Source organism: Chimaeribacter californicus (genome assembly GCF_002858675.1).
Classification (GTDB): Bacteria; Pseudomonadota; Gammaproteobacteria; order Enterobacterales; family Enterobacteriaceae; genus Chimaeribacter; species Chimaeribacter californicus.
Map to the genome: position 1 here is coordinate 344039 of NZ_PJZF01000003.1, position 14074 is coordinate 358112.

The following is a 14074-nucleotide window of genomic DNA, read 5'->3' on the forward strand; positions in this document are numbered from 1 at the left end:
GCCCGCATTGCATTGTTTGACAAACTATTATTCGTTAAACCACTAACAACAGCGCCAGTACGACCACTGCACCCAGACCCATTGACGCCATATACCAGCGCACCTGGCCATTTTCCGTAAGAACCAGCCCGCGGTTACCCACGCGGGTAATCAATGCCGGCAGGTTCATCAGAGAATTCAGCGGATCGCGGTGCAGCAATTTCGCAATGAACAGATAAGGTTTGACGAAGATTTTGTCGTAGAGCCAGTCAAAGCCCCACGCATGGAACCACCAGACCGTAAAGAAGCGGCCGGGGGCACTCTTCGCCACACTGTTCACCAGAGAACGCTTGCCCAGATAGAGGGCAGCTGCCAGCAGGATGCCGACAATCGCCACGATCCCAGAGGTGATTTCCAGCATCATCTTGCCGTCTTCACCGAAGTGATTCTCCGGCAGCACACCCGCCAGCGGCGGCGTAATCAATGCGCCGACAAAGGTCGAGAGCACCAGCAGCACAATCAGCGGCAGGTGATGGGTAATGCCCTTACCGGCGTGCGCCTTGGTTTTCGGCTCACCGTGGAACACGATAAAGATCATGCGGAAGGTATAGAGCGAGGTCAGGAAGGCACCGACCAGCCCGGCAAGCATCAGGTTGATGTGGCCATTGGCAAAGGCACCAAACAGGATCTCATCTTTACTGTAGAAGCCCGCGGTAATCAGCGGCAGAGCCGCCAGCGCCGCGCCGCCTACCAGGAAGCAGACATACACCAGCGGAATGGTTTTACGCAGGCCGCCCATCTTGAAGATGTTCTGCTCGTGGTGGCAGGCCAGGATCACCGAACCCGAGGAGAGGAACAGCAACGCCTTGAAGAACGCGTGGGTCATCAGGTGGAAGATCGCCGCATCCCATGCCTGCACGCCCAGCGCCAGGAACATGTAACCAATCTGGCTCATGGTGGAGTAGGCCAGCACACGTTTGATGTCGGTCTGTACCAGCGCGGCAAACCCGGCCAGCAGCAGCGTCACGGCACCAATAATCCCCACCAGATGCAGCACTTCCGGCGCCATCAGGAACAGGCCATGGGTGCGGGCAATCAGGTAGACACCCGCCGTAACCATGGTCGCGGCGTGGATCAGCGCGGAAACCGGCGTCGGGCCGGCCATTGCGTCCGCCAGCCAGGTCTGTAACGGCAACTGCGCGGATTTACCGACCGCGCCGCCCAGCAGCATCAGGGTGGCCCAGGTGATCGCCGTGTCGCCTACCGCCAGTTTCTGCGGGGCCAGTACCATCAGTTCACGGATGTTCAGCGTGCCCAGCTCGTGGTAAAGGATAAACAGCGCAAAGGCCAGGAACACGTCACCCACGCGGGTCACGATAAACGCCTTCATCGCCGCTTTGCCGTTCTCCGGATTGGTGTAGTAGAAACCAATCAGCAGATAGGAGCAGAGCCCCACCCCTTCCCAGCCGAGATAGAGCAGCAGCAGGTTATCGGCCAGCACCAGAACCACCATGCTGGCGATAAACAGGTTGGTGTAGGCGAAGAAGCGTGAGTAGCCCTCCTCTCCCCGCATGTACCAGGAAGCGAACATATGGATGAAGAAGCCCACACCGGTCACCACCGACAGCATGGTCAGCGACAGGCCGTCCAGCGTCAGGGTCGCAGCGATGTTGAAATCGCCGACCTGCATCCAGTTCCACAGGTTCTGGTTAAACACCTGCATCCCGGCTGCACGCTGGCTGAGGAAATCCATCCCGACATAGACGGTAACCAGCGCCGCCAGGCCAATGGAGCCGACACCCACGGTGGCCGACAGGTTTTCTGACCAGCGGCCGCGGGAAAATGCCAACAGCAAAAAGCCGATCAGCGGTAGCAGAACAGTTAAGTAGAGTAAGTTCATCCGCGCATCTCACTGACAGTATCAATATTCAGGGTATGGCGACGGCGATAGAGCTGGAGCAACAGCGCCAGGCCAACGCTGGCCTCTGCCGCCGCGAGGCTGATCGCCAGGATATACATCACCTGGCCGTCGGCCTGCCCCCAATAGCTTCCTGCCACCACGAAGGCCAGTGCGGCCGCGTTGATCATCACCTCAAGGCTTATCAGCATAAACAACAGGTTGCGACGAACCAGCAACCCGGTCAGCCCCAGCACAAACAGAATGGCCGCCAGAATCAGGCCGTGTTGTAGAGGGATCATGCTTTTTCCTCCGTTTTTCTCTTCACCGCGTCATTGCTCAGCACCTCGCCGGGCTTCTGTTCGCGGCCCACGTGGTAAGCCACCACCAGGCCGGCCAGCAGCAACATTGAGGCCAGCTCAACCGCCAGCACATAGGGGCCGAACAAGCTGATGCCCACCGCTTTCGCATCGATCATCTGGCCGTCGATGCCCTGATCGTTGATGGTGCGGATGGCGTAAATCAGCACCGCCAGCAGCAGCAGGGACAGAATGCCGGGACCGGCCCAGGCTGAAGGTTTCAGCCAGGTACGCTCCTGTTCCTGCACCGAGTTGCCGATGTTGAGCATCATCACCACGAACACGAACAGCACCATAATGGCCCCGGCATAGACGATGATCTCCAGCGCGCCCGCGAAATAGGCGCCCAGTGAGAAGAACACCGCGGCAATCGCCAGCAGGGAGACAATCAGGTACAGCAGGGCATGCACGGGGTTGGTGTGCGAGATGACGCGGATAGTCGCGACCACGGCCACCAATGCGGCGATATAAAAGGCGTATTCCATGCTTGCTGGCTCCTTAAGGCATCAGGCCTTTGACGTCGATCGGTTTGGCTTCATTTTCCGCATCGCCTTTCGCTTTGCCGTCAATTGCCATACCGGCCATCCGGTAGAAGTTATATTCCGGATATTTACCCGGCCCGGAGATCAGCAGATCCTCTTTCTCATACACCAGATCCTGGCGTTTAAACTCGCCCAGCTCGAAGTCCGGCGTCAGCTGGATAGCGGTGGTCGGGCACGCCTCTTCACACATGCCGCAGAAAATGCAGCGGGAGAAGTTGATGCGGAAAAATTCCGGGTACCAGCGTCCGTCTTTCGTTTCTGCTTTTTGCAGGGAAATACAGCTGACCGGGCAGGCGACCGCACACAGGTTACAGGCCACGCAGCGCTCTTCGCCGTCCGGATCGCGCGTCAGCACGATGCGGCCACGGTAACGCGGCGGCAGGTAAACCGGCTCTTCCGGATACATCTGGGTTTCACGCTTACTGAACGCGTGTAACCCGATCATCCAGATACTGCGTAGCTGGGTGCCGAAACCAACCACTAACTCTTTCAATGTCATGGTTCATTCACCCCTTATTGAGCGTTGTACAAAATGACCGCGGCAGTCGCCAGCAGGTTCAGCAAGGTCAGCGGCAGGCAAACTTTCCAGCCGAATGACATCACCTGGTCATAACGCGGACGCGGCAGCGCCGCACGGATCAGGATAAACATCATCATGAAGAAGGCCGTTTTCAGCGCGAACCAGATAAACGGCGGCAGGAACGGACCCTGCCAGCCGCCGAAGAACAACGTCACAATCAGGGCAGATACCGTCACAATCCCGATATATTCTCCCACAAAGAACAGCCCGAATTTCATGCCGGAATATTCAATGTGGTAACCATCGGCCAGTTCCTGCTCGGCTTCCGGCTGGTCAAACGGATGGCGGTGACACACGGCCACCCCGGCAATCGCAAAGGTCAGGAAGCCGAAGAACTGCGGAATGATGTTCCACACGTGCGCCTGGTCATTAACGATGTCAGCCATATTGAACGACCCAGCCTGCGCCACCACGCCCATCAGTGACAGGCCGAGGAACACTTCGTAGCTCAGGGTTTGGGCAGAGGCACGCATCGCCCCCAGCAGCGAGTATTTGTTGTTACTCGACCAGCCGGCGAACAGCACGGCGTACACCGTGAGGCCGGCCATCATCAGGAAGAACAGAATCCCGATGTTCAGGTTAGATACCGCCCAGGTCGGGCTGACCGGCACAATGGCGAAGGCCAGCAGCAACGAGGTAAACGCGATCATCGGGGCCAGGGTGAAGATCGCCCGGTCGGTGAACGGCGGCACCCAGTCCTCTTTGAAGAACATCTTGATCATGTCGGCCACCAGCTGGAGCGACCCGCCCCAGCCGACACGGTTTGGCCCGTACCGGTTCTGGAACAGGCCGAGCAGGCGGCGTTCACCGAAGCTCATGAACGCACCGCAGGAGACCACGACCAGCAGAATCACCACCGCTTTCAGGATGGCGATCAGCACATCGATCACCTCAGAGGTAAACCAACTCATAATGCCGCCTCCCGCAGATTTTCAACCGTTGCTCCTGCCAGGATCGGCGGAATACCCGGCAACCCCAGCGGCAGGCCAAGTTGCCCCTGGCTGAGGGTCTCACTCAGGCGTACCGGCAGGCGCAGGCGCTGACCGGCGCAGGTGAATTCCACCAGCGCACCCGGATTGACGCCCAGACGGGCTACATCGTCACGGCTGACCATCACATACGGCTGCGGCATCCGTTGCTGGATGACCGGCGCACGCTGGGACAGCTCTTCACTGCCGAAAAGATGATAGTAAGGGGCAACCCGCCACTGGCCGGCCACCGCCGGTGCAGCAGCCGGCACGTCACGGAACCAGTCGAGGCTGCCCTCCCCTGCTTCAATCAGGCGCACACCCGGATCGCCGTGGCGCAGGTGGCCGCCCACTTCGTCCTGGAACTTGTTCCAGGCCTGTGGGGAGTTCCAGCCCGGTGCCCAGGCAAACGGCACCTGATTGCGGTCGGCCAGCGGGCTGTTGTTCCCTTCCATTGAGAATGCAAACATGGTGTCACGGTCTACCGGCTGACGCGGCTCATGCACGTTGATATTCGCGCGCATCGCCGTGCGGCCGCTGGAGCGGTGCGGGGAACGGGAAAGCTTCTGCCCGCGGATACGGAAAGAGGCATCCGGTGCCGCTTCGCGGATGGCGCTGAGTTGCGGCAGCGCGGTCACGCAGGCGTCAATCACATCATCCAGTTGCGTCCAGTCCACCTGGCGGCTGGTATAGACGGAGTGCAGCGAGTGCATCCAGCGCCAGCTCTCCAGCATTGCCACGCTGTGGTCGTAGTACGCCGGGTCATACACCTGGAAGAAGCGCTGGGCGCGGCCTTCCTGATTCACCAGCGTGCCGTCACTTTCTGCAAAGCTGGCGGCCGGCAGCACCAGAGTCGCTTTATCCATCAGCGCGGTATGCTGGTGGTCGGCCACAATCAGGTTGCTGACGTTTGCCAGGGCGGCATCAACGCGGTCAGCGGCGGCATGGCGGTAGAGATCGTTCTCCATCACGATGGCGCTGTCTGCGTGCCCGTTCGCCAGCATCGCCAGCGCGTCGTCGAGCGAACCGCCGCCCATCAGGGCCAGGCCCATGCTGTTGGCGGCCGAGGCCACAAAGGTGATGCCGACATTGCTGCCGCGGGTTTTCAGCGCACGGGCCACGTTCGCGGCGGCAGCGATCACCGCGTCACTGCCGGCGCTGCTGCCGGTGATGATCAGCGGTTTTTGCGCACCGGCCAGGGCCTGCACGATCACGTCCATTTTGCCTTTCAGGCCTTCAGCGAGATCGCTGACGGCCGGGGCGCTGTCGTCCAGTGCATGGGCAATGGCGAAACCGAGGCGCGCCTGCTCTTCCACCGGGGCGCGGTAGCTCCAGGCGGCGATGTCATCCATTTTGGTGCTGTCAACGCTGGTCATAAACAGCGGATGTTTGGCGTGCTGACCGATGTTAAGCACGGCCGCGATCTGCCAGTCAGCCACACGCTGGGCGGCAGCCATCTGGCGCGCTTTGCCTTTCACCGCCTGCCGGACGGAAAGCGCAATGCGGGCGCCGGTCTGGGTCAGATCTTCACCCAGGATCAGCACCGCGTCATAGCTCTCAATCTCGCGCAACGACGGCGTATGTACGCCGCTGTTTTGCAGGATGTTCAGCATCATTTTCAGCCGCGCCTGCTCGGGAGCCGCAATGCCGGTATAGAAGTTTTCAGCGCCGACCAGCTCGCGCAAGGCGAAGTTGCTCTCCAGGCTGGCGCGCGGCGAGCCGATACCGATGGTTTTTTTCGCCTGACGCAGAATATCCGCTGCGCCCTGCATCGCCTGCTCGGCATTGAGTTCGATCCAGTCATTACCGCGCCGCTGGCGGGGATGTTTGGGCCGATCTTTCAGGTTGACGTAGCCATAGCCAAAGCGGCCGCGGTCACACAGGAAATACTGGTTAACCGTGCCGTTATAGCGGTTTTCAATACGGCGCAGTTCACCGTAGCGCTCGCCGGGGCTGGTGTTACAGCCGACGCTGCACTGCTGGCAGATGCTCGGGGCAAACTGCATGTCCCACTTACGGTTATAGCGTTCGGAGTGCGTTTTGTCGGTGAAGACGCCGGTCGGGCAGACTTCCACCAGGTTGCCGGAGAATTCACTCTCCAGCACGCCATCTTCCGGGCGGCCGAAATAGACATTGTCATGCGCGCCGTAGACCCCAAGATCGGTGCCGTCGGCATAATCTTTGTAGTAGCGCACGCAGCGGTAACAGGCGATACAGCGGTTCATCTCATGGGAGATAAACGGCCCAAGATACTGGTTCTGGTGGGTGCGTTTGGTAAAGCGGTACCGGCGGAAACTGTGGCCGGTCATTACCGTCATATCCTGCAGGTGGCAGTTGCCGCCCTCCTCGCAGACCGGGCAGTCATGCGGGTGGTTGGTCATCAGCCATTCAACGACGCTCTCACGGAAATCCCTCGCTTCTTTATCATCAATCGAGATAAAGGTGCCATCCGATGCGGGTGTCATACAGGACATCACCAGGCGGCCACGGGTATCTTCCGCATTTTGGTACTGCTTAACCGCACATTGGCGGCAAGCGCCGACGCTTCCCAGCGCCGGATGCCAGCAAAAATAAGGAATATCGAGGCCGAGAGAGAGGCAAGCCTGTAACAGGTTGTCCGCTCCGTCTACGTCGTATTCTTTGCCGTCTACATGAATCGTAGCCATAGTCAGCATGCTTCCACGAGGCCCGTGCAGGCACGGGCGTTAATCAAAAATTCTAAAGGGCGCGGGCGGGATAAGGTCCCCACCTCTGCGACGGCCATCAAAAACGCTGTTTCAGCAGGTTATTGCTCTGGATGCCGTTGATGGCATGCGCATTGCTGAAATGCTGTTTGGCGATGCCCGCCTCAAATTCGTCCCGGAAATATTTAATCGCGCTTTGCAGCGGCTCCACGGCACCCGGCGCATGGGCGCAGAAGGTTTTCCCGGGGCCGAGGAAGCGGCAGAGCTGCTCCAGCGTTTCGATGTCACCGGGCTGGCCTTCGCCACGCTCCAGCGCCCGCAGGATTTTGACGCTCCACGGCAGGCCATCACGGCACGGCGTACACCAGCCACAGGATTCACGGGCGAAGAACTCTTCCAGGTTGCGCACCAGCGACACCATATTGATCTCGTGGTCCACCGCCATCGCCAGCGCCGTCCCCAGACGGCTGCCGGCCTTACCGATGCTTTCGAAATCCATCGGCAGGTCAAGGTGGTCAGCAGTGAGGAAGTCGGTACCCGCGCCACCCGGCTGCCAGGCTTTGAATTTCAGCCCGTCACGCATGCCGCCGGCGTAATCTTCGAGGATTTCGCGCGCGGTGATGCCGAACGGCAGCTCCCAGACGCCCGGATTTTTAACCCGGCCGGAGAAGCCCATCATCTTGGTGCCCGCATCTTTGCTTTTACCGCCGGTAATGCCCTGGTACCACTCCACGCCGTGCTCGATGATCGCTGGCACATTGCACAGCGTTTCCACGTTATTCACACAGGTCGGTTTGCCCCACACCCCGGCAGACGCCGGGAACGGCGGCTTGGAACGCGGGTTGGCGCGGCGGCCTTCCAGGGAGTTGATCAGCGCCGTCTCTTCACCGCAGATGTAACGCCCGGCCCCGGTGTGCACAATCAGTTCAAAATCAAACCCGGAACCGAGGATGTTTTTGCCGAGCAGGCCCGCTTCGGTAGCCTCGGCAATGGCGCGACGCAGGTTAACGGCCGCTTCAATGTATTCGCCGCGCAGGAAGATGTAGCCGCGGTAGGCTTTCAGCGCATACGCGCCGATCAGCATCCCTTCCACCAGCAGATGGGGCAGTTGCTCCATCAGCAGGCGGTCTTTGTAGGTGCCCGGCTCCATCTCATCGGCGTTGCACAGCAGGTAACGGATGTTCATGCTGTCGTCTTTCGGCATCAGGCTCCATTTCAGCCCGGTAGAGAAGCCTGCCCCGCCGCGGCCTTTCAGGCCCGCGTCTTTCACCAGGGTGACCACCTCATCCTGCGCCAGCCCTTTCAGCGCTTTTTCCGCACCGGCGTAGCCATTCTTGCTGCGGTATTCGTCCAGCCAGACCGGCTGTTTGTCGTCACGCAGGCGCCAGGTCAGCGGATGCTGCTCAGCGGTACGGACGATAGTTCGTGGAGTAAAGCCCGTGGTTGTCATTGATACTGCTCCAGTAGCCCGTCAATATCGTCCGGCTTCAGGTGGCTGTGGGTATCTTCATCGATCATCATGGTCGGCCCTTTGTCGCAGTTGCCCAGACAGCAGGTCGGCAGCAGGGTAAAGCGCCCGTCAAAGGTGGTTTGCCCCGGTTTGATGCTCAGTTTTTTCTCGATAGCCGCCTGAATGCCCTGATAGCCGGTGATGTGGCACACCACGCTGTCGCAGTAGCGAATCACGTGGCGGCCGACCGGCTGCCGGAAAATCTGGCTGTAGAAGGTCGCGACCCCTTCTACGTCACTGGCCGGGATGCCCAGCACCTCAGCAATGGCGTGGATCGCGCCGTCCGGCACCCAGCCACGCTGCTTCTGCACAATTTTCAGCGCTTCAATGGAGGCGGCGCGGGCATCTTCGTAATGGTGCTTCTCATGCTCGATCGCATCACGTTCAAGCGCTGAAAGCACAAACGGCTCTGCGGCGGCCGGGGCGGCGGCGTTCACCGCCAGGGGTTGGGAGTCTTTATTGAATTCTGTCATCGTTAGCGGTCCACATCTGACATTACAAAATCGATACTGCCGAGGTACACGATTAAATCGGATACCAGGCTGCCACGGATCACCGATGGGATATGCTGCAGGTGCGGGAAGCTCGGGGTCCTGATACGGGTGCGGTAGCTCATGGTGCTGCCGTCACTGGTCAGGTAGTAGCTGTTGATCCCTTTGGTCGCCTCGATCATTTGCGACGCCTCGTTAGCAGGCATAACCGGGCCCCACGACACTTGCAGGAAGTGCGTAATCAGGGTTTCGATATGTTGCAGCGTGCGCTCTTTCGGTGGCGGCGTGGTCAGCGGGTGATCGGCCTTGAACGGGCCTTCCGGCATGTTGTTCAGGCACTGCTCAAGAATGCGCAGGCTCTGGCGGATCTCTTCCACTTTCAGCATCACGCGGGTGTAGCAGTCGCTGTTGCCGTCGCCCAACGGCACCTCGAAATCAAAGTGTTCATAGCCGGAGTAAGGACGGGCTTTGCGCACGTCGAAATCGATCCCGGTGGCGCGCAGGCCGGCACCGGTCACGCCCCACTCCAGCGCTTCTTTGGCGTTGTAAGAGGCCACGCCCTGGGAGCGGCCTTTCAGGATGGAGTTTTTCAGCGCCGCTTTCACATAGCCGTCAAGACGTGCCGGCATCCAGTCCAGGAATTCACGCAGCAGTCGGTCCCAGCCGCGCGGCAGGTCATGCGCGACGCCGCCGATGCGGAACCAGGCCGGGTGCATACGGAAACCGGTAATGGCTTCGACCAGATCGTAAATTTTCTGGCGGTCAGTAAAGGCAAAGAACACCGGGGTCATCGCCCCGACGTCCTGAATGAAGGTACTGACATACAGCAGGTGGCTGTTGATGCGGAACAGCTCAGAGAGCATCACGCGGATGACATTAACGCGATCCGGCACCACAATCCCGGCCAGCTTTTCAACCGCCAGCACATACGGCATCTCATTGACGCAGCCGCCCAGGTACTCAACGCGGTCAGTGTACGGGATGTAGCTGTGCCAGGACTGGCGCTCGCCCATCTTTTCTGCGCCGCGGTGGTGGTAGCCGATGTCCGGCACGCAGTCGACGATCTCTTCGCCGTCCAGTTGCAGGATGATGCGGAACGCCCCGTGCGCAGAGGGGTGGTTCGGGCCAAGGTTGAGGAACATGAAGTCCTCATTTTCGGTACCGCGCTTCATGCCCCACTCTTCCGGCTTGAAAGTCAGCGCTTCCATTTCCAGCGCTTCTTTCTGCTTGGTCAGTGTGAAAGGGTCAAACTCGGTGGCGCGGGCCGGGTAGTCTTTACGCAGCGGGTGCCCTTCCCAGGTCGGCGGCATCATGATGCGCGTCAGGTGCGGGTGGCCGTCAAAGGTGATGCCGAACATCTCCCAGGTTTCACGCTCATACCAGTTGGCATTCGGGAAGATTTTGGTGGCAGTCGGCACATGCAGGTCGTTTTCAGACAGCGCGACCTTGAGCATGATGTCGGTGTTACGCTCAATGGAGAGCAGGTGATAAAACACCGAAAAATCCGCCGCCGGCAGGCCGTGGCGGTGGGTACGCAGCCGCTCATCCATGCCATGCAGGTCATACAGCATGACGTAAGGCTTCGGCAGCTTACGCAAAAAGGTCATGATTTCCAGCAACTGCTCACGCTTGACCCACAATACCGGGATCCCGGTACGGGTTGCCTGCAAAGTAAAGGCATCCGGCCCAAAACGGTTACGCAGTTCGCCCACGACCGGATCATCCTGATGATCGCGGGAGTGCCAGGCCGGCTGGGCGAGGTCATGCGTCGTCAAATCTGTCATATTTTTTCACCACATAAAATGGTCAGGGCGCGCCGGGCGTCGCTGCGCTTATTGTCTTTCTGCTCTGTTCCCTTCACGGCGGCATGATGTTGCCGGTTCGCGCAGAGTGAGAGGGTGCAGCAGCCAACGTAACGGACGAATCTGACCGTCGCGTTAAATCTCGTCAGGAGTACGCAGATTTTTCACTGCAATACGCTCACCATGCTTACGCTCTCTTTCGGATTGCATGTTGGCGCGGTATACCCCCTGGTCACCCACCACCCACGAGAGGGGGCGGCGCTCTTTCCCGATCGACTCCTGCAACAGCATCAACGCCTGCATATAGGCTTCGGGGCGCGGCGGGCAACCGGGAATGTAGACGTCAACCGGCAGGAACTTATCCACGCCCTGCACCACGGAATAGATGTCATACATGCCGCCGGAGTTGGCACAGGCCCCCATCGAGATGACCCATTTCGGTTCCAGCATCTGGTCATAAAGGCGCTGGATAACCGGGGCCATTTTGGTGAACGGCGTACCGGCCACCACCATGAAGTCAGCCTGGCGGGGCGAGGCACGCAGCACTTCTGCGCCAAAACGGGCTACGTCATGCACGGCGGTAAATGAAGACACCATTTCCACATAACAGCACGACAGGCCGAAGTTATACGGCCAAAGAGAGTTTTTGCGCCCCCAGTTCACCATGTCATGCAATGCATGTTCGAGTTTGCCCATATAGACGCTGCGGTGAACATGTTGCTCCAGGGGATCGGTAACAATCTCCTGTTTTTGCAGGGGGTAACGGTCGTTCTCACCGTCAGGTTCTACGCGGGTCAGCGTATAGTCCATCTTAATGCCTCGCTGTTACTGCGGATGACGTGGGGTGTTGTGAGTCATTGCCTCCGGCCTGCGCCCTTTCGAACGCACCGGTGCCCAGTCCAGCGCGCCGATACGCACCAGATACACCAGACCTGCCAGCAACACTACAATGAAAATGGTGGCTTCGATGAACCCTGTCCAGCCGCTTTCACGGATGGAGGTTGACCATGCATAGAGATACAAGGCTTCCACATCGAAAATGACGAAAAACATGGCTACCAGATAGAATTTGGCCGAAAGCCGCATTCTTGCCGATCCTACCGGGTCTATGCCTGACTCAAACGGGATATTCTTCCCACGCGCCCGGGCTCTCCCACCCAAAAAATACGCGCCGAGAAGCATGAGCCCGCAAAGCCCGATAGCAACGATAAGGAATATGGCGAACGCCCAGTTATGAGCGATGACTTCAGTGGTTGTTGACATACTCTTAGCTTACTCATCAAAAGCGGCGACGTCTGTTCTGCTCTTTTAACCGGCAGCTGCTGCACCACATCGATTCAAGGGAAGGATTAATAACCACACCAAAACAGGGCCTGAAACATGCTTAAGGCGGTGTTTTACTGTGGGCTTTTTACCCCTTTCTATAACCTTTTGTCAACTTTAACAAAAGTAACTCTATATTATTTTACATGAGTATCATTTTATTAACATTGCATGCGCTAACGTATGCTAAATCGTGTCAGTTAAAAAATGAGCATTAACAGAAGGATGTTAAAAGGAGTAAGGAGTCGCGAACAACTATAGCACCCTGCAAAAAAGTTTCTGGGCTTCCTTGTAATAACTGGGGTTATTTTTTTGATCCAGGACACACTTTTTGCATGTTTGCTAAAAAAACAGACAAAAAATGAAAATAACTTACACTATTCAAAAAATAAGAAATGGTGTTTTAAAAAATAAAATGAAGGCGGGTGCAGTATAATGAGAATGAAACCCATTCTTATTATTTACAAAAAACCGGGAGGATTACGCAGGAGGAGAGTGGGAAAAACCTGAAAAAATGACAACTAAGGAAAAAGAGATAAGCAAAAAAGCCAAAACAAAAAGAGAGTAAAGATAACCCGTTAATTATAAACAGGTTATCTTTCATTACTTATGCAGCATTAATCATCATCATCAAGCAGATACTCATTATCCGCACTTGAAGGTGCCTGAGTCGCCACATAAGGTTCATTGCCGTTTTCAACCGCACTGAAAATCGCCATCGCCAGTTCACTTTCACACTCGGCATTTTTGTACAGACCGTATTGTGTATCCGGCAGTTTCGGCAAGCCTTCAGCATCGCCCAGTACCCGCAGTTCCGGGCTCATCATCTCAATCGGCCGCGCTGTCACACCTAAACCGGCGCGAACGGCTGCACGTATTGCAGATAATGTCGAAGCGACATACGCGATACGCCAGGGAATTCCTGCCTGGTTAAGTAAGTTAATCGCCATGCTGCGGTACGGACTGGGTTCATCCAGCAGCACCAGCGGAACGGCATCGCCGGTCGGGAACTTATAGTCGGCGGCGCAGTACCACAAGGTTGGCGAGGTGCGCAGAATAACGTGCGGATGTTCGTTATCCACGACAGTGGTCACAGCCAGATCGATCTCGTTCTTCTCCAGCATTTCCATCATGAACGGGCTGCGTTTTACCCGGACATCAATTGCCAGTTTCGGATAGACCGAGGTGACCCGGTTTAACAGGAAGGGCAGAATGGTATCTGCCGTATCATCGGACGCGCCGATGGTCATTACGCCCTGTACATCGCTGTACATCAACGAAGTACAGGCTTCATCGTTGAACCGCAGAATCTTTCTCGCATAACCAAGTAGTTGAATACCGTGTTCAGTCAGCAGCTTATTACGGCCATGGCGGGCAAAAAGCTCTTTACCCACCAACTGCTCTAAACGCTGCATCTGCTGACTTACAGCAGACTGTGTACGGCAAACCGCAGCAGCGGCTGCGGCAAAAGTATTCAAATCAGCAACAGCGACAAAGGTCCTGAGCAGATCAAGATCCAGATTAAGTATCGGACGAGTTGCATTTGTCATAGTGTTTTCTTCACTTTTTAGAATCTAATAACAAACTACCCTGGCATTGCGTGTGTAGTATTCACAGAATGCAGAATACCAGATAAGACACTCCCCCACTCATTTCTTAGGGGTAAAAAATCGTTATAATCCGCCAGAATTTTCCGATTCATTAGATTCAAAATAATCCTCCGACCTAAGAATGCGGATTTATTAGAATGAAAAAAACTCCCCTCGTCTGACGTGAGCCTGTCTTCCTTTTACAAGATGACCGTATCCTGTGCCGCCTTTTGCCACCTGCTGCTCTCTTTGCAGTAAAGAGGTTACGAAAAATTGTTATAAACATGCAACAGCCTATATTGACTCAAATTATGAAAACCCTGTTTCAAATAGGCCACACAAAGAAAATT

Annotated in this window: 12 protein-coding genes; all 12 read right to left on the reverse strand. The window is 57.1% G+C overall.

Going from position 1 to position 14074, the window contains the following annotated elements; genetic code table 11:
- Positions 1 to 34: 34 nt before the first annotated feature.
- The 12 genes from nuoL to lrhA all read right to left on the reverse strand — a co-directional run bounded on the left by nuoL (position 35) and on the right by lrhA (position 13685).
- On the reverse strand, positions 35 to 1879 hold the full coding sequence (nuoL, locus tag CYR55_RS06250) for an NADH-quinone oxidoreductase subunit L (protein ID WP_101815284.1): 1845 nt from the start codon (positions 1877 to 1879) through the stop codon (positions 35 to 37).
- Entirely contained in the window at positions 1876 to 2178 is a 303-nt protein-coding gene (gene nuoK, locus CYR55_RS06255) for an NADH-quinone oxidoreductase subunit NuoK (RefSeq protein ID WP_101815285.1), read from the reverse strand. The genes nuoL and nuoK overlap by 4 nt, the downstream gene beginning before the upstream one ends.
- Positions 2175 to 2720 carry an NADH-quinone oxidoreductase subunit J gene (nuoJ, locus tag CYR55_RS06260; RefSeq protein ID WP_101815286.1) on the reverse strand — a complete coding sequence of 182 codons (546 nt, stop codon included), beginning with the start codon at positions 2718 to 2720 and terminating at the stop codon, positions 2175 to 2177. Before nuoJ ends, nuoK begins: the two co-directional genes overlap by 4 nt.
- Before the next feature lie 13 nt (positions 2721 to 2733).
- Positions 2734 to 3276, reverse strand: coding sequence for an NADH-quinone oxidoreductase subunit NuoI (gene nuoI / locus CYR55_RS06265; RefSeq protein ID WP_072930529.1), 543 nt, complete (start codon positions 3274 to 3276; stop codon positions 2734 to 2736).
- Between the two features lie 14 nt (positions 3277 to 3290).
- Positions 3291 to 4268, reverse strand: coding sequence for an NADH-quinone oxidoreductase subunit NuoH (nuoH, locus tag CYR55_RS06270; RefSeq protein ID WP_101815287.1), 978 nt, complete (start codon positions 4266 to 4268; stop codon positions 3291 to 3293).
- Positions 4265 to 6991, reverse strand: coding sequence for an NADH-quinone oxidoreductase subunit NuoG (gene nuoG / locus CYR55_RS06275; protein ID WP_101815288.1), 2727 nt, complete (start codon positions 6989 to 6991; stop codon positions 4265 to 4267). Before nuoG ends, nuoH begins: the two co-directional genes overlap by 4 nt.
- Before the next feature lie 97 nt (positions 6992 to 7088).
- A complete protein-coding gene (gene nuoF, locus CYR55_RS06280; RefSeq protein WP_101815289.1) occupies positions 7089 to 8459 on the reverse strand; it encodes an NADH-quinone oxidoreductase subunit NuoF in 1371 nt (456 codons plus the stop codon).
- Positions 8456 to 8992 carry an NADH-quinone oxidoreductase subunit NuoE gene (gene nuoE / locus CYR55_RS06285; RefSeq protein WP_101815290.1) on the reverse strand — a complete coding sequence of 179 codons (537 nt, stop codon included), beginning with the start codon at positions 8990 to 8992 and terminating at the stop codon, positions 8456 to 8458. The genes nuoF and nuoE overlap by 4 nt, the downstream gene beginning before the upstream one ends.
- A gap of 2 nt (positions 8993 to 8994) precedes the next feature.
- Positions 8995 to 10794: an NADH-quinone oxidoreductase subunit C/D gene (nuoC, locus tag CYR55_RS06290; RefSeq protein ID WP_101815291.1), complete on the reverse strand. Its 1800-nt coding sequence runs from the start codon at positions 10792 to 10794 to the stop codon at positions 8995 to 8997.
- A gap of 153 nt (positions 10795 to 10947) precedes the next feature.
- Positions 10948 to 11622 carry a NuoB/complex I 20 kDa subunit family protein gene (locus tag CYR55_RS06295; protein WP_072930543.1) on the reverse strand — a complete coding sequence of 225 codons (675 nt, stop codon included), beginning with the start codon at positions 11620 to 11622 and terminating at the stop codon, positions 10948 to 10950.
- 15 nt (positions 11623 to 11637) lie between these two features.
- A complete protein-coding gene (locus tag CYR55_RS06300; protein WP_101815292.1) occupies positions 11638 to 12075 on the reverse strand; it encodes an NADH-quinone oxidoreductase subunit A in 438 nt (145 codons plus the stop codon).
- A gap of 677 nt (positions 12076 to 12752) precedes the next feature.
- Positions 12753 to 13685, reverse strand: coding sequence for a transcriptional regulator LrhA (gene lrhA, locus CYR55_RS06305; RefSeq protein WP_101815293.1), 933 nt, complete (start codon positions 13683 to 13685; stop codon positions 12753 to 12755).
- Positions 13686 to 14074 lie beyond the last annotated feature (389 nt).

What these genes read in the sequence shown, in the direction of transcription:
- nuoJ (WP_101815286.1), bottom strand. Translation starts at nt 2,720, where the DNA reads ATGGAATACGCCTTTTATATCGCCGCATTGGTGGCCGTGGTCGCGACT.
- nuoL (WP_101815284.1), bottom strand. Translation starts at nt 1,879, where the DNA reads ATGAACTTACTCTACTTAACTGTTCTGCTACCGCTGATCGGCTTTTTG.
- CYR55_RS06300 (WP_101815292.1), bottom strand. Translation starts at nt 12,075, where the DNA reads ATGTCAACAACCACTGAAGTCATCGCTCATAACTGGGCGTTCGCCATA.
- CYR55_RS06295 (WP_072930543.1), bottom strand. Translation starts at nt 11,622, where the DNA reads ATGGACTATACGCTGACCCGCGTAGAACCTGACGGTGAGAACGACCGT.
- nuoC (WP_101815291.1), bottom strand. Translation starts at nt 10,794, where the DNA reads ATGACAGATTTGACGACGCATGACCTCGCCCAGCCGGCCTGGCACTCC.
- nuoG (WP_101815288.1), bottom strand. Translation starts at nt 6,991, where the DNA reads ATGGCTACGATTCATGTAGACGGCAAAGAATACGACGTAGACGGAGCG.
- nuoK (WP_101815285.1), bottom strand. Translation starts at nt 2,178, where the DNA reads ATGATCCCTCTACAACACGGCCTGATTCTGGCGGCCATTCTGTTTGTG.
- nuoE (WP_101815290.1), bottom strand. Translation starts at nt 8,992, where the DNA reads ATGACAGAATTCAATAAAGACTCCCAACCCCTGGCGGTGAACGCCGCC.
- nuoH (WP_101815287.1), bottom strand. Translation starts at nt 4,268, where the DNA reads ATGAGTTGGTTTACCTCTGAGGTGATCGATGTGCTGATCGCCATCCTG.
- lrhA (WP_101815293.1), bottom strand. Translation starts at nt 13,685, where the DNA reads ATGACAAATGCAACTCGTCCGATACTTAATCTGGATCTTGATCTGCTC.
- nuoF (WP_101815289.1), bottom strand. Translation starts at nt 8,459, where the DNA reads ATGACAACCACGGGCTTTACTCCACGAACTATCGTCCGTACCGCTGAG.
- nuoI (WP_072930529.1), bottom strand. Translation starts at nt 3,276, where the DNA reads ATGACATTGAAAGAGTTAGTGGTTGGTTTCGGCACCCAGCTACGCAGT.